The organism is Pelagibacterium halotolerans B2, assembly GCF_000230555.1.
In the GTDB taxonomy this organism is placed as follows: domain Bacteria; phylum Pseudomonadota; class Alphaproteobacteria; order Rhizobiales; family Devosiaceae; genus Pelagibacterium; species Pelagibacterium halotolerans.
This window is the reverse complement of sequence record NC_016078.1, coordinates 3,544,121-3,569,353: the sequence shown is the minus strand read 5'-3', so window position 1 is coordinate 3,569,353 and position 25,233 is coordinate 3,544,121. Positions and strand designations below refer to the sequence as shown.

At 62.8% G+C, this 25,233-nt stretch carries 27 protein-coding genes and 1 tRNA gene; 23 read left to right on the top strand and 5 right to left on the bottom strand.

What is annotated here, in order from left to right:
* The first annotated feature begins 169 nt into the window (after positions 1-169).
* The 8 genes from KKY_RS17550 to KKY_RS17515 all read left to right on the top strand — a co-directional run bounded on the left by KKY_RS17550 (position 170) and on the right by KKY_RS17515 (position 7,068).
* Positions 170-454 carry a helix-turn-helix transcriptional regulator gene (locus KKY_RS17550; RefSeq protein WP_014132731.1) on the top strand — a complete coding sequence of 95 codons (285 nt, stop codon included), beginning with the start codon at positions 170-172 and terminating at the stop codon, positions 452-454.
* On the top strand, positions 451-957 hold the full coding sequence (locus tag KKY_RS17545) for a DUF2840 domain-containing protein (protein ID WP_014132730.1): 507 nt from the start codon (positions 451-453) through the stop codon (positions 955-957). Before KKY_RS17550 ends, KKY_RS17545 begins: the two co-directional genes overlap by 4 nt.
* Positions 954-1,532: a S26 family signal peptidase gene (locus KKY_RS17540; protein ID WP_014132729.1), complete on the top strand. Its 579-nt coding sequence runs from the start codon at positions 954-956 to the stop codon at positions 1,530-1,532. The genes KKY_RS17545 and KKY_RS17540 overlap by 4 nt, the downstream gene beginning before the upstream one ends.
* Before the next feature lie 13 nt (positions 1,533-1,545).
* Positions 1,546-1,893, top strand: coding sequence for a DUF736 domain-containing protein (locus KKY_RS17535; protein WP_014132728.1), 348 nt, complete (start codon positions 1,546-1,548; stop codon positions 1,891-1,893).
* Positions 1,880-2,599: a lytic transglycosylase domain-containing protein gene (locus KKY_RS17530; RefSeq protein WP_050811753.1), complete on the top strand. Its 720-nt coding sequence runs from the start codon at positions 1,880-1,882 to the stop codon at positions 2,597-2,599. Before KKY_RS17535 ends, KKY_RS17530 begins: the two co-directional genes overlap by 14 nt.
* 247 nt (positions 2,600-2,846) lie before the next feature.
* Positions 2,847-4,604, top strand: coding sequence for a relaxase/mobilization nuclease domain-containing protein (locus KKY_RS17525; RefSeq protein ID WP_014132726.1), 1,758 nt, complete (start codon positions 2,847-2,849; stop codon positions 4,602-4,604).
* A gap of 23 nt (positions 4,605-4,627) precedes the next feature.
* The gene (locus KKY_RS17520; RefSeq protein ID WP_014132725.1) at positions 4,628-6,637 is read left to right on the top strand and encodes a conjugal transfer protein TraG; all 2,010 of its coding nucleotides are present in this window, start codon (positions 4,628-4,630) and stop codon (positions 6,635-6,637) included.
* 8 nt (positions 6,638-6,645) lie between these two features.
* Complete coding sequence (locus KKY_RS17515) at positions 6,646-7,068, top strand: ribbon-helix-helix domain-containing protein (RefSeq protein ID WP_014132724.1); 423 nt, start codon at positions 6,646-6,648, stop codon at positions 7,066-7,068.
* An 81-nt stretch (positions 7,069-7,149) separates the two neighbouring features.
* Here the strand turns inward: KKY_RS17515 and KKY_RS17510 are convergent, their stop codons facing one another.
* The gene (locus KKY_RS17510; RefSeq protein ID WP_038068544.1) at positions 7,150-8,001 is read right to left on the bottom strand and encodes a cation diffusion facilitator family transporter; all 852 of its coding nucleotides are present in this window, start codon (positions 7,999-8,001) and stop codon (positions 7,150-7,152) included.
* A 63-nt stretch (positions 8,002-8,064) separates the two neighbouring features.
* Between KKY_RS17510 and KKY_RS17505 the strand changes: the two genes are divergently transcribed.
* Positions 8,065-8,415 carry an ArsR/SmtB family transcription factor gene (locus tag KKY_RS17505; RefSeq protein WP_014132722.1) on the top strand — a complete coding sequence of 117 codons (351 nt, stop codon included), beginning with the start codon at positions 8,065-8,067 and terminating at the stop codon, positions 8,413-8,415.
* A 180-nt stretch (positions 8,416-8,595) separates the two neighbouring features.
* On the opposite strand, the gene KKY_RS17500 is transcribed toward KKY_RS17505, so the two are convergent.
* A complete protein-coding gene (locus tag KKY_RS17500) occupies positions 8,596-9,525 on the bottom strand; it encodes a LysR family transcriptional regulator (protein WP_244404027.1) in 930 nt (309 codons plus the stop codon).
* A gap of 103 nt (positions 9,526-9,628) precedes the next feature.
* Here KKY_RS17500 and KKY_RS17495 point away from each other — a divergent pair, with 103 nt between their 5' ends.
* The 12 genes from KKY_RS17495 (at position 9,629) to KKY_RS20175 (ending at position 20,086) form a co-directional block, all read left to right on the top strand.
* The gene (locus tag KKY_RS17495; RefSeq protein ID WP_041528870.1) at positions 9,629-10,348 is read left to right on the top strand and encodes a putative quinol monooxygenase; all 720 of its coding nucleotides are present in this window, start codon (positions 9,629-9,631) and stop codon (positions 10,346-10,348) included.
* A gap of 261 nt (positions 10,349-10,609) precedes the next feature.
* Entirely contained in the window at positions 10,610-11,593 is a 984-nt protein-coding gene (trbB, locus tag KKY_RS17490; RefSeq protein ID WP_014132719.1) for a P-type conjugative transfer ATPase TrbB, read from the top strand.
* Positions 11,590-11,919, top strand: coding sequence for a TrbC/VirB2 family type IV secretion system protein (locus tag KKY_RS17485; protein ID WP_014132718.1), 330 nt, complete (start codon positions 11,590-11,592; stop codon positions 11,917-11,919). The genes trbB and KKY_RS17485 overlap by 4 nt, the downstream gene beginning before the upstream one ends.
* Positions 11,919-12,188: a VirB3 family type IV secretion system protein gene (locus KKY_RS17480; RefSeq protein WP_014132717.1), complete on the top strand. Its 270-nt coding sequence runs from the start codon at positions 11,919-11,921 to the stop codon at positions 12,186-12,188. Before KKY_RS17485 ends, KKY_RS17480 begins: the two co-directional genes overlap by 1 nt.
* Before the next feature lie 3 nt (positions 12,189-12,191).
* Complete coding sequence (gene trbE / locus KKY_RS17475) at positions 12,192-14,651, top strand: conjugal transfer protein TrbE (RefSeq protein WP_014132716.1); 2,460 nt, start codon at positions 12,192-12,194, stop codon at positions 14,649-14,651.
* Positions 14,644-15,384: a P-type conjugative transfer protein TrbJ gene (gene trbJ / locus KKY_RS17470; RefSeq protein WP_014132715.1), complete on the top strand. Its 741-nt coding sequence runs from the start codon at positions 14,644-14,646 to the stop codon at positions 15,382-15,384. Before trbE ends, trbJ begins: the two co-directional genes overlap by 8 nt.
* 4 nt (positions 15,385-15,388) lie before the next feature.
* A complete protein-coding gene (trbK-alt, locus tag KKY_RS17465; RefSeq protein ID WP_014132714.1) occupies positions 15,389-15,661 on the top strand; it encodes a putative entry exclusion protein TrbK-alt in 273 nt (90 codons plus the stop codon).
* A 3-nt stretch (positions 15,662-15,664) separates the two neighbouring features.
* The gene (gene trbL, locus KKY_RS17460) at positions 15,665-16,963 is read left to right on the top strand and encodes a P-type conjugative transfer protein TrbL (RefSeq protein ID WP_014132713.1); all 1,299 of its coding nucleotides are present in this window, start codon (positions 15,665-15,667) and stop codon (positions 16,961-16,963) included.
* Positions 16,963-17,646 (top strand): conjugal transfer protein TrbF, encoded by a 684-nt coding sequence (trbF, locus tag KKY_RS17455; protein ID WP_083824191.1) that lies wholly within the window; start codon positions 16,963-16,965, stop codon positions 17,644-17,646. The genes trbL and trbF overlap by 1 nt, the downstream gene beginning before the upstream one ends.
* On the top strand, positions 17,643-18,674 hold the full coding sequence (trbG, locus tag KKY_RS17450) for a P-type conjugative transfer protein TrbG (RefSeq protein WP_014132711.1): 1,032 nt from the start codon (positions 17,643-17,645) through the stop codon (positions 18,672-18,674). The genes trbF and trbG overlap by 4 nt, the downstream gene beginning before the upstream one ends.
* The gene (locus KKY_RS17445) at positions 18,671-19,861 is read left to right on the top strand and encodes a TraB/TrbI/VirB10 family type IV secretion system protein (RefSeq protein ID WP_014132710.1); all 1,191 of its coding nucleotides are present in this window, start codon (positions 18,671-18,673) and stop codon (positions 19,859-19,861) included. Before trbG ends, KKY_RS17445 begins: the two co-directional genes overlap by 4 nt.
* Positions 19,862-19,864: 3 nt before the next feature.
* Positions 19,865-20,086, top strand: a complete 222-nt coding sequence (locus KKY_RS20175; RefSeq protein ID WP_083824189.1) for a DUF2274 domain-containing protein — start codon at positions 19,865-19,867, stop codon at positions 20,084-20,086.
* Here KKY_RS20175 and KKY_RS17440 read toward each other — a convergent pair.
* Positions 20,037-21,026, bottom strand: coding sequence for a LysR family transcriptional regulator (locus tag KKY_RS17440; protein ID WP_050811829.1), 990 nt, complete (start codon positions 21,024-21,026; stop codon positions 20,037-20,039). The genes KKY_RS20175 and KKY_RS17440 overlap by 50 nt on opposite strands.
* Before the next feature lie 380 nt (positions 21,027-21,406).
* Positions 21,407-22,594, bottom strand: a complete 1,188-nt coding sequence (locus KKY_RS17435; RefSeq protein ID WP_083824186.1) for an MFS transporter — start codon at positions 22,592-22,594, stop codon at positions 21,407-21,409.
* 125 nt (positions 22,595-22,719) lie between these two features.
* Between KKY_RS17435 and KKY_RS17430 the strand changes: the two genes are divergently transcribed.
* Entirely contained in the window at positions 22,720-23,277 is a 558-nt protein-coding gene (locus KKY_RS17430) for a TetR/AcrR family transcriptional regulator (protein ID WP_041528868.1), read from the top strand.
* A gap of 357 nt (positions 23,278-23,634) precedes the next feature.
* Positions 23,635-24,785, top strand: a protein-coding gene (locus KKY_RS17415) for an IS3 family transposase (protein WP_420850707.1) whose coding sequence is annotated in 2 segments (ribosomal slippage) — positions 23,635-23,887 and positions 23,887-24,785 — 1,152 coding nt in all. Because the reading frame shifts where the segments join, the coding sequence is not laid out codon by codon here.
* A 191-nt stretch (positions 24,786-24,976) separates the two neighbouring features.
* Here KKY_RS17415 and KKY_RS17410 read toward each other — a convergent pair.
* Positions 24,977-25,053 (bottom strand) — tRNA-Arg (locus KKY_RS17410).
* Between the last annotated feature and the right edge of the window lie 180 nt (positions 25,054-25,233).

The window sequence follows — 25,233 nt, the reverse complement described above, 5'->3', positions numbered from 1 at the left end:
TTGAAACGCCCGAAGCCGCCGTAAGAATTCGCATGCGCTGATGACGGCATGGGGTGACGTTTTCAACGCGCTCTGATCGTCATCCCTCCTGGCCGCGCTTCTCCGCTTTTCTCGTCTCCGACAGTCCCGCGCATCCTGCGGCGGGACGGCCTAACCGGAGACGCGACCCATGCCAGACCCCAATGCCGGACTTCCCCCACGCTATCTGAGAACACCCGAGGCGGCCCGTTTTCTCGGCCTTTCCGGACGAACACTCGAAAAGCACCGCACCTATGGCACGGGGCCGCGCTATTCCAAGATCGGCGGGCGTGTCGTCTATGCGATCGAGGATTTGCAGGCCTGGGTCAGCCGCGGAGAGAAGCATTCCACCTCGGATGACACGGGCGAGGAAGTGTTGCCCGCCAAGCGGCATGCCGCGATCTCGCCCGCCTATGCGCGGAAGGCCGGCTCATGAGCGGCGGCGCCACAGTCGAGCTCGTCTGGATCGAGAAGCGGGTCGAGCACTGGATTCGCTTCGGCCGCATCGCGCGGACAAAGGTTCTGAGCCGCAGCCGCAGCACCGCCGCATTCGATCCCGGCGCTGTCTTTGCCTTTGTCCGCTGGCAGGCAAATGACTATGGCACAGTAGTCAGCAGGATCGACATTCTGCGTGCGCCCCGACCGGGCGAGCCCTATGCGACCGTTCCGTATGTGACTCCCGGCGGTGAAAGCCTGCTGCGCCTGTCCGGCTGGCCCAAGGTCGAACGCGTTCTTCAGGTTGTCGATGCGATCGAAGCGCTCGGCGTCAACCCGGCGAACGCAGCACCGAACTACTGGCGCCACGTTCACAACAGACTGTCTGCGGGTATGGAGCCACGCGGCTACACAGCCGCTCAACATCGCGCCTGGCTGCTGCGCCAGACCTGTCCGCCCGATCCACAGACTTTGCGCGCCGCATCGGCAGGGAGCGCGTCATGACCCGGTTCAGTTACGTCATATCGACCTGTTTCTCGGTGCTTGCGATTGGCGGACTGGCCTTCGTCCATGTCAGTCCGAAGCTGATCTGGAACGCGTCCGGAAGCACGCCCATCGGCCTCTACGCCGTCGCTTCGGATGAAGATCTTTCGGTCGGCGATCTCGTCGTTGTCGATCCACCCCAATCGCTCGCGAGCTATCTCGACGGGCGCGGTTACCTGCCCGAGGGCGTCCCTCTCCTCAAGCATATCGCTGCGCTTCCCGGACAGCGTGTCTGCCGTGCCGGTAGCACTGTGTCGGTCGACGAACGCGTTGTGGCACAGGCGAAGCCAAATGACCGCTTCGGCCATGCACTGCCCGTTTGGCAAGGCTGCCACATCGTCGCCAGCACGGAACTCTTTCTCCTGAATCGAGACCATCCCGACAGTCTCGACGGTCGTTATTTCGGCGCGCTCCCGGTGGACGCCGTGATCGGGCGCGCCGTCCCGATCCTCACCGATCAAGACAGCGACGGCCGCTATGTCTGGCGCGCCGATCGCCGCGCCGACGCCGCTCCACAATCTTCCGACCGCAAATGAAAGGAACCTTCCCATGGCTCAGATCGGTCAATTCACCCGCACGGAAACCGGCTTCGTCGGCCGACTTCACACGCTCATTCTCTACCGCGAACTCACCCTCGTCCCGGCAGCGCCGTCGGACAGCGATAACGCCCCCGACTATCGCATCCATCATGGTGGCGATGACGGGCCGGAGATCGGTGCCGGCTGGAAACGCACCGGCGAGAAGGCCGGAGATTTCGTTTCCTTGCAGATCGACGATCCGACATTCGCTCTTCCGATCCGCGCCAATCTCTTCGAGACGGACGCCGAGGACGGACATTGGGTGCTGCATTGGAACCGTCCCGCAAAGCGCCCCGAGAAGCGCGATGACCGCAGCTAAACCGCCTCGACACTGCGCGTTGGTGGCGAGAATAGTCCTCTGCGGCCTGCTCGCGGGCGCCGTCATTCCCGGCGTCGCGCTTGCAGAAACTGCGCCCTCCAGGGTGGCGCAAAGCAGCAATCCCTATGCGGCCTATATCGCCGAATCTGCGCAGCGGTTCGGCATCCCGGCGCACTGGGTCGCCGCCGTCATGCGCGTGGAAAGCGCTGGAGATGCGGGCGCCGTCAGCGCGAAAGGCGCCATGGGGTTGATGCAGATCATGCCCGGCACCTGGGATGAACTGCGTGCGCGCTACGGGCTGGGGCGCGACCCGTTCGATCCGCGCGACAACATTCTCGCCGGCGCCGCTTACCTGCGTGAGCTGCATGACCGCTTCGGTTCGCCGGGCTTTCTGGCTGCCTACAATGCGGGACCGACACGCTATGCAGAGCACCTGACGACGGGCCGACCGCTGCCTCGCGAGACCCGCGATTACGTGGCGGCGCTCGAAGCGCTTATTGGTCTCCCGGATGCAGCAGAACCACAACAACAGAACGCTGTCGTGGTCGTGGACTGGCGCGCGGCGCCGCTCTTCGCCGCACATGCTGATCGACAAAGCTCTGCCGATGCAACGCGCCCAAGCGGCGGTGCAGACGCTTATTCTCCGCACACATCAGATGCACCGAACAGCCTTTTCCCACCGAATGAAAACGGGGATCAGCGATGATCACGCAGATCGTATTCCAGCGCGGTCCGTCGCGTTTCAGTGTATTCCCGGCACGGAGGGCGGAGACGGACGGCGCAACAACAACGGGAGGGCGAGATAAAAGGCGCGGCACTGATGCGCGCTATGTCGTTGTTGTTGCTGGATATTTTGCCCGCCGTGGCGAAGGGCACAGTGCCGCCCCATGGCCCAATCAACTGTTTCCTTGCGGTTTTCGCCGTGCCGTCCACTCGACAACGGGGACTTCGTCATGAGCGACCGCGACAATGATCTGCGTATCCGGCCGGGGCGCATCCGCAATCGCGGAACAAGTCCTCGCAAAGCCCAAAGCTTCGTCGGCCAGGTCATGGGCGCCGCCCGCAAGGCCGGGCACACCGGATACAAGCTCAACGGTTCGAAGGCGCGCGGACGAAGCTCACAATTCGGGCGTGGGCGTTTCGCCGGTGCGGCGCGCGGGCTGTCCCGCACCCAGCGGCGCGTCGTCGTCAAGGCGCGTGTCGTCCGTCACCGCGGCGCGCGCTTTCGCTCCGCGCCGCTCACCAAGCATATCGCCTATCTCAAACGCGAAGGCGTGACGCGCGATGGCCGCGACGCAGGCATGTTCAGCGCCGAAACAGACAGCGTCGATGATCGCACCTTCGCCGAGCGATGCGACGAGGATCGGCATCATTTCCGCTTCATCGTCTCGCCCGAAGACGCCGACCGCCTCGAGGATATCCGCGCTTTCACGCGCGACCTGATGAAACAGGCCGAGCGCGATCTCGGCACCAGGCTCGACTGGATCGGCGTCGATCATTGGAACACCGACAATCCGCATGTGCACGTGTTGGTGCGCGGCCGTGTCGAGAACGGAAAAGACCTCGTCATCTCTCGCGACTATATCAGCCGGGGCCTTCGCGGCCGCGCCGAGACATTGGTCGAGTTGGAGCTCGGGCCGCGCAGTGAACGTGAAATTGCCGCGGGGCTTCAAGCCGAGGTCACGGCCGAGCGCTGGACGGGCCTCGACCGCGCGCTGCAAGGCCTCGCCGATGACGGCGCCGGCGTCGCCGATCTGCGGCCCGGCGCACCGGAGCCGCGCGATTCAGAATTGCGCAAACTGCTGATCGGCCGCGCGCAGACACTGGAACGGCTCGGTCTCGCGGACAGGCTCGACCCCGCGGTCTGGTCGCTGAAGCCTGGCGCAGAACAGACGCTGCGCGATCTTGCCGAGCGTGGCGACATCATCAAGACCATGCACCGCGCCATGGGGGGTGGCCGCGAACGGGCGCAGGCGGATTTCGCGATCGAGGCTGCGCCGGACACTCCCGTGCTCGGTCGGCTGGTCGAACGCGGTCTTCATGACGAGTTAAGTGGCGAAGCCTATGCCGTGATCGACGCTGTCGACGGCCGGGTCCATCATCTGCGGTTCCATGATCTCGACGCCGCCGGCGACACGCCCGAAGGTGGCATTGTCGAAACGCGGGTCTGGCGTTCAGGCGACAGCGACCGCCAGCGCATGGCCCTGGTCGGCCGCTCCGATCTCAACCTCGAAGCCCAGATCGGTGCCAACGGCGCGACCTGGCTCGACCGCCTGCAACTGGCAAGGGATCAGGCGCCGCTCAGCATGGACGGTTTCGGCGCCGAAGTTCGCGAGGCGCTGGAGCGGCGTGGCGATCATCTTATCGCCGAGGGACTGGCAACCAGGAACGGCCGACGCATCACCTTCGCCCGCGACCTTCTGAAGACGCTCCGCGAACGCGAGCTCGACGCAACGGCGGCGAAGATCGAAGCCGAGACGGGCCTGCCGCGCCGCAAATCCGCCGAGGGCGAGCGCATCACCGGGACCTATCGACAGCGCCTCGACCTCGCCTCGGGCCGTTTTGCCATGGTCGACGATGGCCTCGGCTTCGAACTCGTCCCCTGGAAACCCCAGCTCGAACGCCACCTCAGCCAGACCGTGTCGGGGACGATGACGCCCGGCGGCGGGATCGACTGGAGCCTCGGCCGCAAGCGGGGCCTCAGTCTCTGAGCACTGCACTGGAAGGATAAAACATGCCGATCAAGACTCAGCAGACACAAGCGGCCAGGATCCTCTGGGGCCAGATCATCATGGTCACTCTGGTCGCCGTCAGTTTCGTCTGGGCAGCGACCCAGTGGACCGCATGGCGGCTCGGTTTTCAGCCACAACTCGGCGCGCCGATGACGGACATCCTCGGCTGGCCTGTTTATCCGCCCTGGAGCTTCTTCGTGTGGTGGTATTTCTATGACGCCTATGCCCCGCGCGTGTTCGTCGAAGGCGCCATCATCGCCGGCAGCGGCGGGATCGCCGCGATCGCCGTCGCCATTTTTCTTTCCATCCTGCGCGCCCGCGAGGCGCGGGACGTGACCACCTATGGCTCGGCCCGATGGGCGGAACGCAGGGATGTCGAGGCCTCCGGGCTGCTCGCTCCGGATGGCGTGGTGCTCGGTTGTTTCGAGAACCGCTATCTCCGTCACGACGGGCCCGAGCATGTGCTGTGTTTCGCGCCGACCCGCTCCGGCAAAGGCGTCGGGCTCGTGGTGCCGAGTCTTCTGACCTGGCCGGGCTCGGCCATCGTCCATGATATCAAGGGCGAGAACTGGGATCTCACGGCCGGCTGGCGGTCGCGCTTCTCCCGCACCCTCCTGTTCGATCCGACCGATGCGAAGAGCGCGGCCTACAATCCCCTTTTGGAAGTCCGACGCGGCGACAGCGAGGTGCGTGATGTTCAGAACATCGCCGATATTCTGGTCGACCCTGAAGGTTTGCTCGAACGCCGGAATCATTGGGAGAAGACAAGCCATTCACTGCTTGTCGGCGCAATCCTCCATGTCCTCTATGCCGAGGCCGACAAGACGCTCGCCGGCGTCGCCGCCTTGCTCTCCGATCCAGGACGGCCGGTCGAATCGACGCTTGCGGCCATGATGCGCACGCCCCATCTCGGCGACCGGCCGCATCCGGTCGTGGCGCAAGCCGCCCGCGAGCTGCTCAACAAGGCCGAGAACGAACGCTCGGGCGTGCTGTCGACCGCGATGAGCTTCCTCAGCCTCTATCGTGACCCGGTCGTCGCCAAGGTCACCAGCCGCTGCGATTGGCGGATCGAGGACCTCGTTTCCGAGGCCCAGCCGACAACGCTCTACCTCGTCGTGCCGCCCTCCGACATCAGCCGAACCAAGCCGCTGATCCGGCTCGTACTCAATCAGATCGGGCGCAGACTGACCGAAGAGCTGAACACCGATCGCAGGCGTCACCGCCTGTTGCTGATGCTCGACGAGTTTCCGGCGCTCGGTCGGCTCGATTTCTTCGAGAGCCAGCTCGCCTTCATGGCGGGCTATGGGCTCAAAGCATTTCTCATCGCCCAGTCCCTCAATCAGATCGAGAAGGCCTATGGCCAGAACAACGCCATCCTCGACAACTGCCATGTCCGGGTGAGCTTCGCGACCAACGACGAGCGCACCGCCAAGAGGGTTTCCGACGCCCTCGGCACGGCGACGGAGATGCGGGCGATGAAGAACTATGCCGGACACAGATTGTCGCCCTGGCTCGGCCATCTCATGGTTTCGCGCCAGGAAACAGCGCGCGCGCTGATGACTCCCGGAGAGATCATGCAATTGCCGCCGGACGATGAGATCGTCCTTGTCTCCGGCGCACCGCCGATCAGGGGGAAGAAGGCGCGTTACTATACTGATCCGCAGTTCAAGTCACGCATCGTCGAATCGCCGCAACTGGTTGCCGATCACGCCGCGCCCGACAAACCGCAAACGGATGATTGGAGCGGACAAGCTACAGTCGCTGCGCCCAAGCCCGGGAAGAAGGCCTTCCGCGAGGGGAATGAGGACACTGATGGCGGCATCCGCCGCGAGCCGGAACTGCCCGAGCATGAAGACATCGCACCGGAACGAACAGCGCCGGCACGGGAGGAATTTGCAGGCCTCGACGATGAGCCGGATGATGATGCGCAGCGTGCCCGGCAGATGCAGGGACGGTTCAAAAGCGTCGCGCGCCAAGCCTCGCTCGATCCCGATGACGGCATCGAGCTTTGAGGCCCGTCATGAAAAAAGATCGGCTCAATGTGTATTTCGACCCATCGTTGACAGCGGAGCTGGAAGCGTTGGCAGCACGCAGAAAGGTTTCCAAATCCCAGGTCGTGGAGGCGGCGCTCGCCTCTTATCTTTCGCCGGATGCCGCTGACCAGCGCGAGGCTGCCATCACCCGGCGTCTCGATCGGCTGACCCGCGCTGTCGAACGCCTGGAGCGCAACCAAACCATCTCCACCGAAGCGCTGGCGCTCTTCGTCCGGTTCTGGCTGACAACGACTCCGCCGCTGCCCGACACGAAGCGCGAGGCGGCGCAGGCAAAGGGACGGGAGCGCTATGAGGGTTTCGTGGAGACCCTTGGACGGCGGTTGGCGAAGGGAAGCACGCTAGCGAAAGAAGTTTCGGAGGACGTCGCAGGTCTCCAATCTGAGCAATGACGGCTTTGAGCCCAAAGTTCCGGACTCGCTGCGCAGTGGCGAATGTCGGTTTCCGGTTCGCACGTCAGCTTTTCCGCCAGATCACTCGGTTTCTGACAGATCACTCCGCGCATCCCGGATGATCATCCATGACGAATGCAGGAACAGCCCTGCGATGGCGAAAGCAACGATGAGGTCAGGCCAGGCACTGCCGAGCCAGGCGACCAGTCCGGCAGCGATCACCACGGCGAGGTTGCCGATGGCGTCGTTCCGGGAGAACAGCCATACGGCCCGCATGTTGGCGTCGCCCTTGCGGTGTTTTAGCAGCGGCAGCACCGCAAGAATGTTTACGATCAGCGCGCCCACGGCGAAGGCTCCCATTAACCCGGCCTCTGGTGTCGTCTGATTCAGGACACGCCAGATTGTGCTGCCGACAACGCCAAGCCCCAGAAATCCCAAGAACACGCCCTGGATCATCGCCGACCGCGCCCGCCATGTCAGACTCCAACCGATAGCGAGCAGGCCCAGAAAGGTGATTGCGCCGTCGCCCAAAAAATCCAGGGCATCTGCTTTCAAAGCTTGCGATCCGGACAGGAACCCGCCGAACATCTCGATCACCCCGTAGCCGAGATTGAGCAGGACCACGATCCAGAGCGCGCGGCGATAGCTCGGGTCTTTGTAAGCCGGATCGGACGATGTATCCCCGCTCTTGATCAGCTCAAAGCCATAGCCGGTTGCGTCCAGTGCTGGACGCACTTTCGGCAAGTCGTCTTCGGCGATCCGCAATGTCATGACATGGGTTGCGGCAGACACCTTCACATCGCCTTCAGCCACGCCCGCAGACCGAGCGGCCCGTTCGATCTCGGCGGCATCCTTGGCGCAGTCCATGCCATGCACCCGCATCCGGATCGGCAAAGACGTTGTAGGCAACGTGGTGTTATCTGCTCGGCTCATATGCGATCCTCTTGAAGGTAGCGTGCGAAAGAAGTCGCCGCTAACGTATCAGTGGATAATGATATGACATTGCAAAACATTCAAGACGATCTTTCGGCAGCTGACACCCTTGAGCCGCGGGCAAAGCTCTTCCGGGGTCTCGGCGACCCCAGCCGTCTTGCGATCCTCGATGCGCTACTGTCGGACGAACGCAGCGTGCAGGAAATCGTTACCCAAACAGGGCTTGGTCAGCCCAATGTCTCGAACCATCTGCGCTGCCTTTTGGATTGCGGTCTGGTCAGTCGCAGGAACGAAGGTCGGTTCGTCCGGTATCGCCTTGCGGACAGGCGGATCGCTGATCTCATCCGCGACGCAGATCAACTACTTGCCTCGACAGCCGTAGGGGTCGATGCCTGCCGAAGCTATACGGATTAACCGACGTGTCCTGCTGCAATGTTCTATTGGTGCGCCAGGCCTAAAGCAGCCATTTGCGCAGCCGCAGCAAAATGGCGCTTTGTCCGCACACCGGCCGCTCAGGCGAGCCGCGGCGGAAGACGGCTCCGAGCCCAAAGTGACGAATGCTGCACTATGGGCGAATGTCGGTTACCGACCTCACTACGCTGGCGTGCGCGTCATCTCACGGATCAGGTCATTTGTCTCTGGTCTCGTCGTTTGGTGCCGATATCGAAGAGCCAAAACAGTTCTTGATATTTCAAGACCATCGAAGGGTTTCGACACAAGGCCCATGTCCGAAGGAATTGCGGTGGCTGGCAGGATCACCGCACCTGACCCTTGCCGCGCGAGTTCAACTAACCAATCCACGCGATTTGACCGATAGGCCGCGTAGAGTTCGTGACCATGATCCGCGCAGGCCCCATGCAAAGCATCCCGCATTTCGCAATTTAGTCGGTCAAGCATATCAGTTCCAGCAAGAGTCGAAAGAGAAATCGCATTTAGTTCAGACAACGGGTGCGACTTTGACACCACGACCTTGTAATCCTCTTCATAGAGACGGTCTATGCGATAGAGGTCTTCACTGACCTTCTCTGCGCTGACTACAACGTCAAATTCACAATCCCGCAACCCGGCAAGAAGCTCAGAGGATGACGCAACGATCAATTCGATTTCGGCTTGCGGCAATCGCGTACGAGTGCGCTCCATAGCAGCCGAAATTCTGTTGTGGCCAATCGTTTCGCCGACACCGACAGAGATTGGAACCCGCTCCAAGCGCACATGACGGATCGCTTCTGCCTTAGCCTGTAGCGTCTCATCGTGAACCTTCCGCAACCTTGGCTGCATGAGTTTTCCGAGGGCGGTAAGCCTGCATCCCGCACGGTCTCTGACAAACAGCTCACCTCCAAGCTCGTCTTCAAGTTTCTTGATCGCAGTCGTCAAGGAAGGTTGGGAGACATTGGCGGCACTGGCTGCGTGGGTAAAGTTTCGGTGCTCGCAGACAGCGAGAAAATACCTGATCTGGTTCATTTCCATCACCGCATTCTCCGTCACATCCCTGTTCAGGCCATCAAACCAACTACGATAGCCCATGTCTATCAAAGAATAGAATTTCGGAATTGGAGTCCGACGCATCCGGCATGGGACAAGAGTGCATCGAAACCAACCACGATGCACTTCAAGCCGGGAGACGACCATGAAAACGCAAGTCCTTCAGGCATTCGCCGCACTGGCTCTGATCACAACTTCTGCAACTGCACAGGACAACCCGATGGAAAATCATACTGCCAGCTACATCGCCATGCCCGCCGCCGAAGGCCAGACCGAAGCCTTCGCGGAGTTTCTGGCTGGTGCCGCACCGATCGTGCGAGAAACAGAGCCGGGCACCGTACTTTGGTTTGCTCTGCAAGCCGACGATACGCTCGCAATCTTTGACATCTTCGCAGATGAAGAAGCACGCGACGCTCATTTCTCAGGAGCGGTTGCTGCGGCTTTGAACCAAAACGCGGACGCGCTGGTCGACGGAGGATGGGACGACGGTGTTGTCGCGAATATCAACAACTCCGATGTCCTGTCGGTAAAGGCGCCGGTTAATCTCTACACGGCAACGACCGCAACTTACATCAAGCTCGAAGCTGCTCCAGGTAAAGGCCCCGAATTGGCAGCCTTGCTGACCGCCGCCGGCCCCATCGTCGCAGATACCGAACCCAAGACATTGTTCTGGGCGGCGCTGCAGATTGACGAGAACAACTTTGCCATCTTCGACATCTTTGCCGACAACTCTGGCCGCGAAGCGCACTTTGCCGGACAAGTCGCCGGACTCCTGAATGAAAAGGCTCCAGAATTGGTCTCTGGCGGATGGGACGACGGTGTGTTGGCAAACGTCCACAATTTCGACATCCTCGCTACTAAGTAATCTCGAGGTGACTTGAGAAAGAAGTGCCCGGTGCAACCCATCGGGCGCTTTGCCATTTGAATTTGGATTCACCCCATAGCGGCCGTTCGAGCAAGCGCAGCGAACTGGTGCTCTGTCCGCAAAGCCGACCGTGTTCCAACCCCGCTACCCACGTATTGTCCTGCCTCTTTACGCCATAGCGCTACTACGCCCACAACTCTGTTGCTGCTGACCCATTAACGGTCTTCTTGATGTGTCCCGTAATTCAATGCGGGGCCGCCGATGACCGTCCACACACTCAAATCCGAAGCTCTCGCCCGTGGCGCGCGCATGCTCAGGACCGCGCTAGGGGCAGACGTTGCCGCGTGGCTCGAAGACCCTGCCGTTATTGAAGTGATGCTCAATCCTGATGGTCGTCTATGGGTCGACCGGCTGAGCGAAGGGCTGGCCGATACGGGCGAACAACTTTCGGCGGCGGATGGCGAACGGATCATTCGTTTGGTCGCGCATCACGTCGGCGTAGAAGTCCATGCCGGATCCCCGCGCGTATCAGCGGAGTTGCCGGGAACAGGAGAGCGGTTCGAAGGCCTGCTACCGCCCGTCGTCGCCGCGCCGGTCTTCGCCATCCGTAAGCCGGCCATCGCGGTCTTCACGCTCGAAGACTATGTGCGCGGCGGGATCATGCCGGAAGAAACGGCGGCGGAATTGCGCGAGGCCATCACAACGCGCGCCAATATCCTTGTCGCCGGCGGCACTTCGACTGGCAAGACCACGCTCACCAATGCGCTGCTGGCCGAAGTCGCCGAATCCTCCGACCGCGTCGTTCTGATCGAGGATACGCGCGAACTCCAATGCCTGACGCCGAACCTGGTCGCCTTGAGGACGAAGGATGGCGTTGCGTCGCTTTCCGATCTTGTCCGCTCCTCGCTACGCCTTCGGCCCGACCGCATTCCGATCGGCGAGGTGCGTGGCGCCGAAGCGCTCGATCTTCTGAAAGCCTGGGGCACCGGCCATCCGGGCGGGATCGGCACCATTCACGCGGGCTCGGCCCTCGGCGCGCTGCGCCGTCTCGAACAGCTCATCCAGGAAGCCGTCATCACCGTACCGCGCGCGATGATCGCCGAGACCATCGACCTGATCGCCGTTCTCTCTGGCCGCGGATCGGCGCGCCGGCTCTCCGAACTCGCCCGCGTCGAGCGCCTCGATACGAGCGGTGACTATCGGCTCCAGCCTCTTCTTCATCCCCAGACAGGAGACCATCCATGACCAGAACCACCATTCTCTATCCACGCTGGCCGCTCTATGCGACCGCCCTCGCTGTCGGCGTTCTACTTGCTGCGCCCGCCCATGCAGCCGGATCGGGCATGCCCTGGGAGGCGCCGCTCCAGTCGATCCTGGAATCGATCGAAGGACCGGTCGCAAAGATCGTCGCCGTGATCATCATCATCATTACCGGCCTGACGCTCGCTTTCGGCGACTCCTCGGGCGGCTTTCGCCGGCTGGTGCAGATCGTCTTTGGCCTCTCCATCGCCTTCGCCGCGTCAAGCTTCTTCCTGTCCTTCTTCTCCTTCGGGGGCGGAGCGCTGATCTGATGGAGGGTGCCGGTGAAATCCCTGGCTTCTACGCACCGGTTCACCGTGCGCTGGTCGAGCCGATCCTGCTCGGCGGCGCGCCGCGTGCGATCGCCATCGCCAACGGCACGCTCGCGGCCGCAGTCGGCCTTGGGCTCAGGCTCTGGGTGGTCGGGATCGCGCTCTGGCTTGTCGGCCATCTGCTCGCGGTCTGGGCTGCCAAGCATGACGCCCAGATCGTCGACGTTGTCCGGCGGCATCTTCGTTTTCCAACCTGGTTCGGAGTTTGAGCGATGATGCGCCTTGCCGAATACCGCTCCAAAGCCTCCTTGCTTGCCGACTTCCTGCCTTGGGCGGCGCTCATCGGGCCGGGCATCATCCTCAACAAGGACGGCAGCCTGCAACGCACCGCGCGGTTTCGTGGACCGGACCTGGACTCCGCAACGCCTGCGGAGCTCGTCGCCGTCTCGGGAAGGCTGAACAATGCCCTGCGCCGGCTTGGCTCCGGCTGGGCTGTCTTCGTCGAAGCGCAACGACTGCCCGCCCGGGACTATCCGCTCTCGCAATTTCCCGATCCTGTCTCGGCTCTGGTCGATGCCGAGCGGCGGGCACAATTCGAGGAAGCGTCGAGCCATTTCGAGAGCGCCTATTTCCTGACCTTCGTCTGGATGCCGCCGGCGGACGCCGCCAGCCGCGCCGGACGCTGGCTCTATGAGGACGCGCCGGACAAGGGTCTGAACCCGCAAGAGCATGTCACAAGCTTTACCGCGCGCACGGATCGTCTGCTCGATCTCCTCGACGGCTTCATGCCGGAAGCGGTCTGGCTCTCCGACGAGGAGACGCTGACCTATTTGCATTCGACGATTTCAACCCGGCGCCAGCGCGTGCGCGTTCCGGAAACGCCGATGCATCTCGACGCGCTCCTGGCCGACAGTGCGCTTGTCGGCGGGTTGGCGCCGAAACTGGGTGATGACCATCTCCGTACGCTGACCATCATTGGGTTCCCGACCGCCACATGGCCAGGCCTGCTCGACGAACTCAACGGCCAGGCCTTTGAATATCGCTGGGTGTCGCGCGCCGTCTGCCTCGACAAGACAGACGCGACCAGGCTCCTCACCCGCATTCGCCGACAGTGGTTCGCCAAGCGCAAATCCATCGCCGCGATCCTCAAGGAGGTGATGACCAACGAGGCCTCGACGCTTCTCGATTCCGACGCATCGAACAAGGCCGCCGATGCGGACGAAGCTTTACAGGAACTCGGCGCGGACATGGCGGGCGCCGCCTATGTCACGGCCACGCTGACGGTCTGGGACGAGGACGAAGCGGTCGCCGAGGCCAAGCTGAAGGCGGCCGAGAAGGTCATACAGGGTCGCGATTTCACCTGCATGCCGGAAACGGTCAACGCTATCGAGGCCTGGCTCGGTTCGCTGCCCGGCCACCTTTACGCCAATGTTCGCCAGCCGCCGGTCTCGACCTTCAATCTCGTCCACATGATCCCGATTTCGGCGGTGTGGGCGGGGCCGGCGCGCAACGATCATCTGGACGGCCCGCCTCTGTTTTACGCCGAGACGGAAGGCTCGACCCCGTTTCGCTTTTCGCCCCATGTCGGCGATGTCGGCCATACGCTGGTCGTCGGCCCCACCGGTTCAGGCAAGTCGGTACTGCTGGCGCTGATGGCGCTGCAGTTTCGGCGCTACGCGAGCGCGCAGGTCTTCGCCTTCGATTTCGGAGGTTCGATCCGCTGCGCGACCGTCGCCTGCGGCGGCGACTGGCAAGATCTCGCCGGAGCGCTGTCTGAGGATGAGGCGGCCGTACAGCGCCAGCCGCTCCGCAATATCGACGAGGCCGCCGAGCGCGCCTGGGCGCAGGATTGGCTGTCCGGCCTGATTGCCCGCGAAGGCGTTACCGTCGATCCGGTCGCACGCGACCATCTCTGGTCGGCGCTGACCTCGCTCGCCTCGGCGCCGGTCGAGGAACGCACCCTGACGGGCCTCTCGGTTCTGTTGCAGTCGACCGAGCTCAAACAGGCGATGGCGCCATTCTGTCTCGGCGGCCCCTTCGGACGGTTGCTGGACGCCGAGACCGAGGAACTGGGAACAGCCGACTTTCAGACGTTCGAGACCGAAGGACTGATCGGCTCGGCCGCAACGCCCGCCGTGCTCGCCTATCTGTTTCATCGCATCGAGGAACGCCTCGACGGACGCCCGAGCCTGATCATCGTCGACGAAGGGTGGCTCGCGCTCGATGACGGCACCTTCGGCGGTCAGCTCCGCGAATGGCTGAAGACATTGAGGAAGAAGAACGCCTCCGTCCTCTTCGCCACGCAGTCGCTGGCTGATATCGACAATTCCGCTATCGCGCCTGCCATCGTCGAGAGCTGCCCGACGCGGATTTTTCTGCCGAACGAACGCGCTTTCGAGCCGCAGATCGCCGACATCTATCGGCGCTTCGGTCTCAACGAACGCCAGATCGAGATCATCGCGCGGGCCATGCCCAAGCGTGACTATTACTGCCAGTCGCGGCGCGGCAATCGGCTCTTCTCGCTCGGTCTCGGTGAGGTCGCACTCGCCTTCACCGCGGCATCCTCCAAAGCCGACCAGGCCGCCATTACCGACATCCTCGCCGACCACGGGCGGGACGGCTTCGCCGCGACCTGGCTCGCTCGGCGCGGCCTCGACTGGGCCGTCGAACTGCTTGGCCCGGTCCCCGATCCAGATCCTTCACCTCAAACGCAGGAGAATACAGATGCGTAAGAAACTCGCCGCCCTCATGATGACCGGCGCCATCGCCCTCGCGCCGATACAGCCAGTCCATGCTCAGTTCGGCTTCGGCGGCATCGTGTTCGATCCCTCGAACTATGCCGAGAACGTGCTGACCGCTGCGCGGACGCTCGAACAGATCAACAATCAGATCAAGCAGCTCCAGAACGAAGCGCAGATGCTGATCAATCAGGCGCGCAATCTCGCGAGCCTACCGCATTCCTCGCTCGCCCAGCTTCAGACCACGATCGCCCACACCCAGCATCTCCTGAACGAGGCGCAGAACATCGCCTATCAGGTCTCCGAGATCGAGACTGCCTTCAACGAACAGTATGGCGAGGCGGCTGCGAACGGCGATTTCGCCGACATGATCGCCAACGCCGAAGCGCGTTGGCGCACCTCTGTTGCCGGATACGAGGACGCCCTGAAGATTCAGGCGGGCGTTGTCGGCAATATCGAACGGGCACGCACGGAACTGAGCAATCTTGTTGCGCAAAGCCAGGGCGCGACCGGCGCCCTGCAGGCGACACAGGCCGGCAATCAGCTTCTCGCACTGCAAAGCCAGCAGATGACCGATCTCACGGCCGCCATTGCTGCGCAGAACCGCGCGCAGGCGCTGGATGCAGCCCGCCGGGCCTCCGCGGAAGCCCAAGCCCGCGAGAACCTCAATCGCTTCCTCGACTATGGAAGCGATTATGCGCCGACCACCGTCACCATGTTCCGGTAGGCCGATGCGCAGTTCTCCCGACCATATTCTTCGGCTCATCGCCTTCGGCCTCGGCGGTCTTGCGGCGCTCTTCGCAGCCGCCGAGTTGGCAAACACTGCCGCACCAGAAGCGGTGATGGAGCCGTCGGCGGGCGATGATCCATTGCAGGAAGAGCTAGCGCGGTGCCGGACGATAACGCCGGAAGATCTGGATACCGATACAGCGTGCCGCGCCGCTTGGGCCGAGCATCGCCGCCGCTTCCTCGGTCTGACTGCCGACCAAACCGAGGAGGAATAGACGATGGAGGGCGTGGGCGTCATCGACCGGTTCCTGCAGGTCTTTACCTCCTACATCGACTCCGGCTTCGGCCTGCTTGGCGGTGACGTCGCCTTCCTCGCCACCACGCTGATCGTCATCGACGTGACGCTCGCTGCACTGTTCTGGGCCTGGGGCGCCGACGACGACATTCTCGCCCGGTTGATCAAGAAGACGCTCTTCGTCGGCGTCTTCGCCTACATTATCGGCAACTGGAACGCGCTTGCCCGCATCGTCTTCGAAAGCTTCGCCGGGCTGGGTCTCATAGCATCGGGCGGAGCCTTGAGCGCCAGCGAACTCCTCCAGCCGGGCCGTATCGCCGAAATCGGCCTCGAGGCCGGTCGGCCCATCCTCGCCTCGATCGCGGAGTTGATGGGCTTCGTCTCCTTCTTCGAGAACTTCATCCAGATCTCGATCCTGCTGTTTGCCTGGCTGGTCGTTCTCCTCTCCTTCTTCATTCTGGCGATCCAGCTCTTCGTCACCCTGATCGAGTTCAAGCTGGCGACGCTGGCCGGCTTCATCCTCGTGCCCTTCGGGCTCTTCAACAAAACCGCCTTCATGGCCGAGCGGGTGCTCGGGCTGGTGATCTCGTCCGGCGTCAAGGTGCTGGTGCTCGCCGTGATCGTCGGCATCGGCTCGACCATTTTCGGCGAGTTTACCGCAGGGTTCACCGGCGAACCGACCATCGAGGACGCCATGGCGATCGTGCTTGCCGCGCTCTCCATGCTGGCGCTCGGCATTTTCGGTCCGGGCATCGCCAATGGGATCGTCTCAGGTGGTCCGCAACTCGGCGCCGGCGCCGCGGTCGGAACCGGTCTCGCCGCAGGCGGCATGGCAATGGGTGGCGTGGCGGGCGCAAAGCTTGCCGCGGGCGCGGTGGGCGCTGGGACCCGTGGAACCGCGGCGCTCGCCGGCGGGGCATCGACCGCCTACCGCGTGGGCAGCACGGCCGCTGGCGGCGGCGCTCCCGGTGTCGCGGCAGGCATAGCCAGTGTCGGACAGGCCGTTGTCGGCGCAGCGTCAAGCCCGCTCCGCCACTCGATGAGCGAGAGCTACCGGTCCGGGTCGCGCGCAGCTTTCGAGGCCACCGGCGGCAAATTCACTAATAGTCCAGAAACACAGACGTCCGCCCCAGGATCATCAAGTGGCGGGCCGCCCGCCTGGGCCCGCCGCATGAAACACCAACAGACCCTGCACCACGGCGCCGCCACCGCTGCCCATGTCGTTCGCTCCGGCGACCATGGCAGTGGCGGGACCGCTGTCAGCCTTTCGGAGAAATCATGATGTTCCGCCGCCCGAGCGTTCGCTATTCCAAGACACCCGAGCCCGTCACGCCCTATCAGAAAGCCGCTCAGGCCTGGGACGAACGGATCGGTTCGGCGCGCGTCCAGGCCAGGAACTGGCGGCTGATGGCGTTCGGGTCCTTGCTGTTGTCGGCGGGACTCAGCGCAGCCTTGGCCTGGCAATCCACGCAAGGAACGATCACGCCCTATGTCGTCGAAGTGGATCGGCTCGGCGCGGCGCAAGCCGTGGCGCCCGCGTCCGCGGACTACCGCCCGACAGACCCGCAGATCGCCTATCATCTGTCGCGCTTCATCGAGAATGTGCGTCAGATTCCCGCCGACCCGATCGTGCTGCGCCAGAACTGGCTGCGCGCCTATGACTTCACCACCGACAGAGGGGCGGTCGCCCTCAACGACTATGCCCGCGTGAACGACCCCTTCGCCGTGATCGGCGAAACGCAGATCTCGGTTGAGGTCTCCAGCGTCATCCGCGCTTCGGAAAGCAGTTTCCGCGTCGCCTGGATCGAGCGCCGTTACACGAACGGGCAACTCGCCGCGACCGAGCGCTGGACCGCCATTCTCACCATCGTCCTGCAACAGCCGCGCGACGCCGAGCGCCTGCGCAAGAACCCGCTCGGCATTTTCGTCAACGCCATCAACTGGTCCCGGGAGACTGCCCAATGACAAGAACACGTCCGCCTCGCAAAGCCTCCATCGCCCTCCTTTTGGCCGCCACCACCTTGTCGGCATGCGCGACCTTCAAGCCGCCCGAAATCGCCTATGACGAACCCGCCATCGAAGCGACGCTTCTCCCGGAACCAGAACGCCCGGTGCGGATCGTCGAGCGAACCGAACCGCTGCCCCTTCCAGGACAGCTCAAGCCGGTTGACGGCGAAGAGGGAGAGCCCGAACCCACCGATCCTACCGAACGCGTGACCGAGGCGAACGCCGCCGCCCGCATGGAGCCGGTGCGCGACGGTTTCATCAATGCCGTCCAGCTCTATCCGTACAGTGAGGGGGCGCTTTATCAGGTCTATACCTCGCCAGGCCAGATCACCGACATCGCCCTGCAACCCGGCGAGAAGCTGACCGGCTCCGGTCCGATCGCCGCCGGCGACACGGCGCGCTGGATTATCGGCGATACGCAGAGCGGTTCGGGCGATTCCCAGCGCATCCATATCCTCGTCAAACCGACACGACCCGACCTTCAGACCAATCTCGTCATCAATACCGACCGGCGCACCTATCATCTCGAACTGAGGGCGAATCCGTCCGCCTATATGGCGTCGGTCTCCTGGACCTATGCCGAGGACGCGCTGATCGCCCTCAGGCGACGTAATGCCGAGGCTGAGGCTGCTCTGCCGATCGAACGCGACGTCGCGCTCGACTCTCTGCGATTCCGCTACCGGATCGAAGGCGACCGCGCGCCCTGGCGGCCGCGGCGCGCCTTCGATGACGGGCGGCAGGTCTTCATCGAGTTCCCGCGCGGGATCGGCCAAGGCGAGATGCCGCCGCTTTTTGTCATTGGGCCCGAAGGCGAAGGCCAGCTCGTCAACTACCGCATCCGCCGCAACTACATGATCGTCGACCGGCTCTTCGCGGCCGCCGAGCTACGCCTCGGCGACGAACAGAAGCGCGTACGGATCGTCCGCACCGATGGGGTGCGGCAAGCCGTAGCCGCACGCCATTCCCCCGGTGGAGGCCGCGAATGAGCGAGAATATTGAGAAAGGTCCGGAGATCGAAGACGGGGAGGACATCGCTGCGTCACTGAGACTGCGCGCCGATCCGCCGCGTGTGATGCGGCTCTCACGCCGGACACTCATGGTTCTCGGAACGGCAGGCGGTCTTGGGCTCGGGGCCATTCTGATCGTTGCCCTGCAGGACCGCGAACCTGTCGATGGTCCGCAAGAGCTCTATTCCACGGAACGCATTCAGGAAGCCGAGGGCCTATCGCGCCTGCCGGCGGATTACACGGATGTGCCACAGCTCGGGCCGCCTCTGCCTGGCGAACTCGGACGGCCGATCCTGTCGGCCCGGCAGCGCGGCGAGTCGGTCCCCGCGCCAGTTGTCACCACCCCGGCCGCCGATCCCGAGGAACAGCGCCGCGCCCAGGAAATGGAAGCGGCTCGTCTCAGCCAACTCTTCGCCGATGCCAACACCACCGTTCGGGAACCACCGCCAACCACGCAAGTGGCTGCCGCTCCGCCCACCGCCGAGTCATTCTTTCCCGCCAATGCGGCTTCCGCCGCGCCGGACGCGACGGAACGGCGCGAGGCCTTTCTCGACGAACCTGTCGATCGCCGCACGACAAGCACCGACCGGCTTACCGATCCGCCGAGCCCTTATGTCGTCCAGGCCGGCGCGGTTATTCCGGCGGCGCTTGTGACCGGCCTTCGTTCGGATCTTCCCGGCCAGATCACCGCCCAGGTGACATCCCATGTCTATGACAGCCCGACCGGACGTTTCCTGTTGATCCCGCAAGGGTCGCGTCTCATCGGCGAATATGACAGCCGCGTCGCCTTCGGGCAGAGTCGGGTGCTTCTTGCCTGGACCCGGCTGATCCTGCCCAACGGCCGCTCCATCACCCTTGAACGTCAGCCGGGCGCCGACGAAGCTGGTTACGCCGGGCTCGAAGATGGCGTCGATCATCATTGGGGGCGTCTGTTCATGGCGGCAGGGCTCGCCACCATCCTGAATATTGGCGTGGAGCTTGGCGCCGATGATGATGACGACATCGCCCGCGCCATTCGTGAGGGGACACAGGATACGGTCGGCCGCGCCGGCGACGAAATTGTCCGCCGTCAGATTTCAATCCCGCCGACCCTGACCGTGCGCCCCGGCTTCCCGGTGCGCGTCATGGTTACGCGCGATCTCATTCTCGAACCCTATCGGAGTTGACCCATGACCAAGCTGAAACTCGGAGCAATCCCTGACGACAAACCCGTTAAGGTGACCCTGGAACTGCCCGCGGATGTACATAGGGATTTGGTCGCCTATGCCGAGATCATGGCGCGCGAGTCCGGACAGGCAGCGCCCGAGCCCACGAAGCTGATCACGCCGATGCTCCAGCGCTTCATGGCGACGGACCGAGCCTTTGTCCGTTTACGAAAGTCCCGCCCTTAATAGATGCGACGCCCAGCGCTTCAGGCGACCAATCGGAGGTGCCATGCCGAACGCGACCGGCCAGAGTGTGGGCGACGCTGATGAAACGGCGCAATGCGGGATTGTCGTTCCTAGGGGACCAGACGGCGCTAAACCGAACCATGTCGGCGGGATCGATCAACGGACGCAGCACCAGCTCGGGAAGCTTTATGCCCGCCCAAGCTGCCGACACCAAGGTGATCCCTTGCCCGAGGCCGACGAGATTCATCAATGTCTCCTGCGCCACGGCCTTGTAGAGAATTTCGGTATTGGTGCTGTAATCGGCCGTCCGACGGATAATGTAGTCATGTACCTCAGGTCCGGGCGCAAACCGGCTAACGATGAAACACTCGCCCCGCAAATCCGGCCAATCGAGTTGCTGATTGCCAGCTAAAGTGTGGCCCTTGGAAAGCGCGACATGGACGCGCTCCTCCCAGAGTGGCGATATCTCGCAGTCCGCAACGCGACAATCTCCTATCACGAAGGCGACGTCCAGTTTCCGCCTTCTGATCGCGCCGACATGTTCGTCACGGCCACCATCTCGGATGTCGATTGTGATTTCGGGATTCTGTATGGCGTAGCTGCGAACCAGTTCGCGTAAGAAGCCTCCCGCGAGCGAGGTAAGTATTCCGACGCGCACCACCCCGATCTCAGCGCGGCCTGCGGCACCGGCTGCCTTATGTGCCAGCTCAAGTTGCTCAAGCGCTGGCCGAGCCTCGCTCAGAAAACGCCTTCCGGCGTCGGTTAAACGAGAGCCCGTGGCCTGCCGTTCGAACAGGGAAACTCCCAGTTTATCTTCTAATTGCTGGATTGCACGGCTGATGCTGGACTGCCGCAAACCAAGTGACTTTGCGGCTTGCCGGAAACTCCCATTATCCGCCGCAGCGATTACGTAGCGGAGCTGTTCAGTCTCTATCGCCACCTGTGATCCACTCCTATCGCAGTCATTCCCACGCGCTGAATGGATGATGGAGAGCCCCACCTCTTGGTCCGCGCGCATCGATCAAATCCACACTTTCCCGATCACAGGCATCGCAGTGCAGGTACCGCACCCGCGCCTTGTGTCCGTACAACGAAGCTGGAACGCCAATCATTATTCATGAGCACACCACGGAAGTAACTGGTGCGCTTTTACTCTGCAGTACGCTCCAGAGAGGCGCGATCGGTGTGGATACGACAATCCAGAGGGAGTCTTCAGGAACAACTTGACGGTATACGCCAATATTACTCGGGTACGACTCGTCCGCGATCCCGGGGCCACACCGTCCTCTAATGAGACCTGCCACAAAGCCCATGCGTCACTTATGTTTGCTCTGTCGCCAGATTTGAAACAGCAAGCGCAATGATAGCCAGGATTGCGGCAATCAGGCTGACATACTGCGCGCCGACCCACTGTATTCCCAAAGCGCCCACCACGCCCGACATGGCTATGGCGAGGTAGAGAACTGCCTGGTTGAGTGAGATCAATACCGCGGCGGCATCGGGCCTAAGCGACATCAGCCGATGTTGTTGCGGTGTAGTAATGGCAAAAGCGGCCAGCGCATAGAAGGCGATCATCGCAACGGCAGCGCCGTACTGTGTCGTCGTCCATGGCAGGATGACAGTGCTAACAGCCAACCAGATCAAAGCGATGGCAACCACCCGCGCGCCACCGATTTTGTCGGCGAGAACGCCTGCGCCGAAGTTTCCGATCGCGCCGACGATGCCCAGCGTGAACATCAGAACGGCGAGTGCGACGCTGCTCCCCGCCGTTGCTGGAGCGAATATGACGCCGACATAGGTATAGGGAATAAAGACCGCTGTGAAACCGAGTAGCGTCGTTGCCATCACTGCCAGCACACGGCGGTCCGCTAGCGGAGCCAGCCGTTCCGCCAGCGTTCCAGGCGTCGTTGTCGACACGTGTTTCGGTACCAGAATGAGCACGCCGAGAAGTCCTGGAAGGGCGAGCGCGGCTGTAAACCACATCGTCGCACGCCAACCAGCAAACCCTCCAAGCGCAGTACCGAACGGCGCTCCGAGCGACACAGCCGCTGTGAAGCCGGTAACGACGATGGCGATGGCACGGCCCTGGAACTTCTGGTGCACAAGTGCTGCTGCTGTAACTGAAGCATTGGGGATGAACAGCCCCACGCCGGCCGCAGCTATGATCTGCGCCAGCAGTACCTTTTCATAGGTGGATGCCAAGGCAGTGCCGGCAGAGCCGATCAGATAGATCACGGTGGCAACGATGAGCACCGTTCGACGCGGCCAGGAGGCCGTAAGCGTGGTGAGCAAAGGCGCGGCAATCGCGCAAGTCATGGCAAAAACCGTGACGATCTGGCCCGCCTTCGCCGCAGAGATAGCGAACGAATCCATCAGTAGAGGCAGCAGGCCAGCCAGAACGAACTCGCCTGTGCCCACGGCGAATACCCCCAAGGCCAGGACAGTGACCCGCCCGAGTCCGGGAGAGTCAACGCCTGTCGGATTCTCTGATGTGGTTCGTATGTCCATGACAACTCCTTGACCCGCTCGCTCCAAGGCTGGACGGACCGCTTTGCATCTCATAAGTTGGAACCGATCAGTTCCGTTTGCGTAATCGGTACCGATCGGTTCTGTTTCTGTCAAGGACTCTGCTTATGCCTACACACGCACGTGAACGTTTGATCGAAAGTGCCGAGAGGTTGTTCTATGCGGAAGGCATTCGGGCCGTGGGTCTGGAGCGGCTTTTATCCGCCTCGGGCGTTGGACGCGCCTCTTTCTATCGGCACTTTGCAAGCAAGGATGATCTGGTCATCACCATGCTGCGCGGCCACGACAGAGCGTACCGCGAGTGGCTGGAAACGCGCGTCCACGACCTTGGCGGGGATCCGCTGGCCGTCTTCGATGCGCTCGCCGAACGGTCGAACTGGTCGGATTATCGCGGTTGCGCTTTCATCAATGCGATGGCCGAAATGGCCGACCCCGCCAGCCCGGTATTTCTTATCGCCAAAGAACATAAGCGCGCCGTGGCGGACTTCCTCAAGAAACGTCTAGCCGCCGCGGGTTATCGCGATACGGAAGCGCTCGCCCTGCAACTGGTTCTTCTCATCGACGGCGCGACGGTAACCGCATTGCACGAGCGCACAAACCAGCCCATGCGACAGGCCAAAGCGATAGCGCAAGGCATGCTGCAGCGATCGAACGATGTGTTGTGATACAGCCGGTCAGTGGCGGCTGACGAGCTTCTCGACGAGACCAGATGGCAGTCCGAAGTGCTGCGCACGCGGTTCTGCGCTTCCCGACGATCTCGGCGATCCGGCATCGACGTACAGGAGCGCAGCCATGTTGCCCCCGCCGACGATCATGCGGCGGCCATCGACCCGGAAAAGCAGCCGGAGCCCACGGTCGAGGAGGAAGCGACGCGCACCAGCGAGGTCGTCTTCCGGACTAACCCTACCAGAGCAAGTGGCGCGCGCGACCGTGTGATGGCGCCAGCCTCACCCAACTAGTGACCTGCGCCCCGTTTGGCCCCGCATTTGAAATGGGAGTCCGCTCAACCAGGAGACGGACCCATGAGAAAGAGCCGATTCAGCGAGGAGCAGATCATCTCTATCCTGCGTGAGCAGGAGCAGGGAAAGCCCACCGCGGAGGTCTGCCGCACGCACGGCATAAGCGCGAACACCTTCTATCGCTGGAAGTCGAAATACGGCGGGATGGAGGTGTCCGACGCGCGACGGCTCAGGCAGCTCGAAGACGAGAACAGCCGGTTGAAGCGTCTGCTGGCCGAACAAGTGCTGGACAATACGATGCTCAAGGATCTGCTGGGAAAGAACTGACGACGCCCCAGCGGCGGCGCGGTGCGGCTGTGACGTTGATGGAGCGCTATGAGGTCTCCCAGCGTCGAGCCTGCCGGCTGGTGAGCGTCGATCCCAAGACCGTCCGCCATGAGCACCCGCCGGACAACCCGGAGGTTCGCGAGCGCATGCGCGAGATCGCGGCGGAACGCCGCCGGTTCGGCTACCGGCGGATCGGGATCATGCTCGAACGTGAAGGCATCACGATGAACCACAAGAAGCTGAGGCGGCTCTATCGTGAGGAAGGCCTGGCGGTGAAACGCCGGCGCGGTCGCAAGCGGGCGACCGGATCGCGTCGGCCCATACTCACGCCCTCCGGGCCGTGCGAGCGGTGGAGCCTGGACTTCCTGGCGGACGTGTTCGGCGCGGCGCGCCGGTTCCGCATCCTGGCCGTGATCGACGACTTCTCGCGCGAGTGCCTGGCGCTGGTGTGCGACACCTCGCTTTCGGGCGAGCGGGTTGCGCGTGAGCTGGATGCGCTGATCCGGCTCTACGGCAAGCCGGCGGTGATCGTCTCTGACAACGGCACCGAGCTGACCAGTCGGGCGATCCTGCGCTGGCAGCAGGAAGCGGGCGTGGAATGGCACTACATCGCGCCGGGCAAGCCGCAGCAGAACGGCTTCGTGGAGAGCTTCAACGGGTGGCTGCGCGACGAGCTTCTGAACGAGGAGGTCTTCGAGAGCCTCAGCCACGCCCGCCGCTGCGTCGCCCGCTGGCGGCACGACTACAACAATGTCCGGCCGCACTCGGCGCTAGGCGGACTTACTCCGGCGTCCGTGCGCCGATCGCCCGAGCTCTTGAGGGGCTCGGCTCACGGCGCACTCGATCCAACCGAAAAGATGGACTATCAATCCGCGGCGCTCCCATAAAAAGTGAGGGCGGCGCGGGGCGCAGGTCAGCTGTTTTGAAGGCAGATGGTGCGCGAAGCCGAGTTGCACGCTCGGGTAGGCCACCAACTCGCGTCAACTCCAATCCCGACTAAATGCCGTGATGCTTTCGGACACCACACACTGGCACCACAACCGGCAGCGGCGTAAGTCTTTGGGTTAAGAGAAAAAAATGGCGCACCCATCAGGATTCGAACCTGAGACCTTCGCCTTCGGAGGGCGACGCTCTATCCAGCTGAGCTATGGGTGCTTACCGCGTCGCAACTGCTTACGCAGTGCTTACGTGAACTTTTCGCGAGTTGAAAGACAAGAACGAGGGCCTCGCAAATCCTTGTTCTTACTACTTCTTTTCATCTCCCCTTTGTCACCTGACCCCTTGACATCAGCCTTCGGAGGGCAGCGCTCTATCCAGCTGAGCTACGGGTGCCCG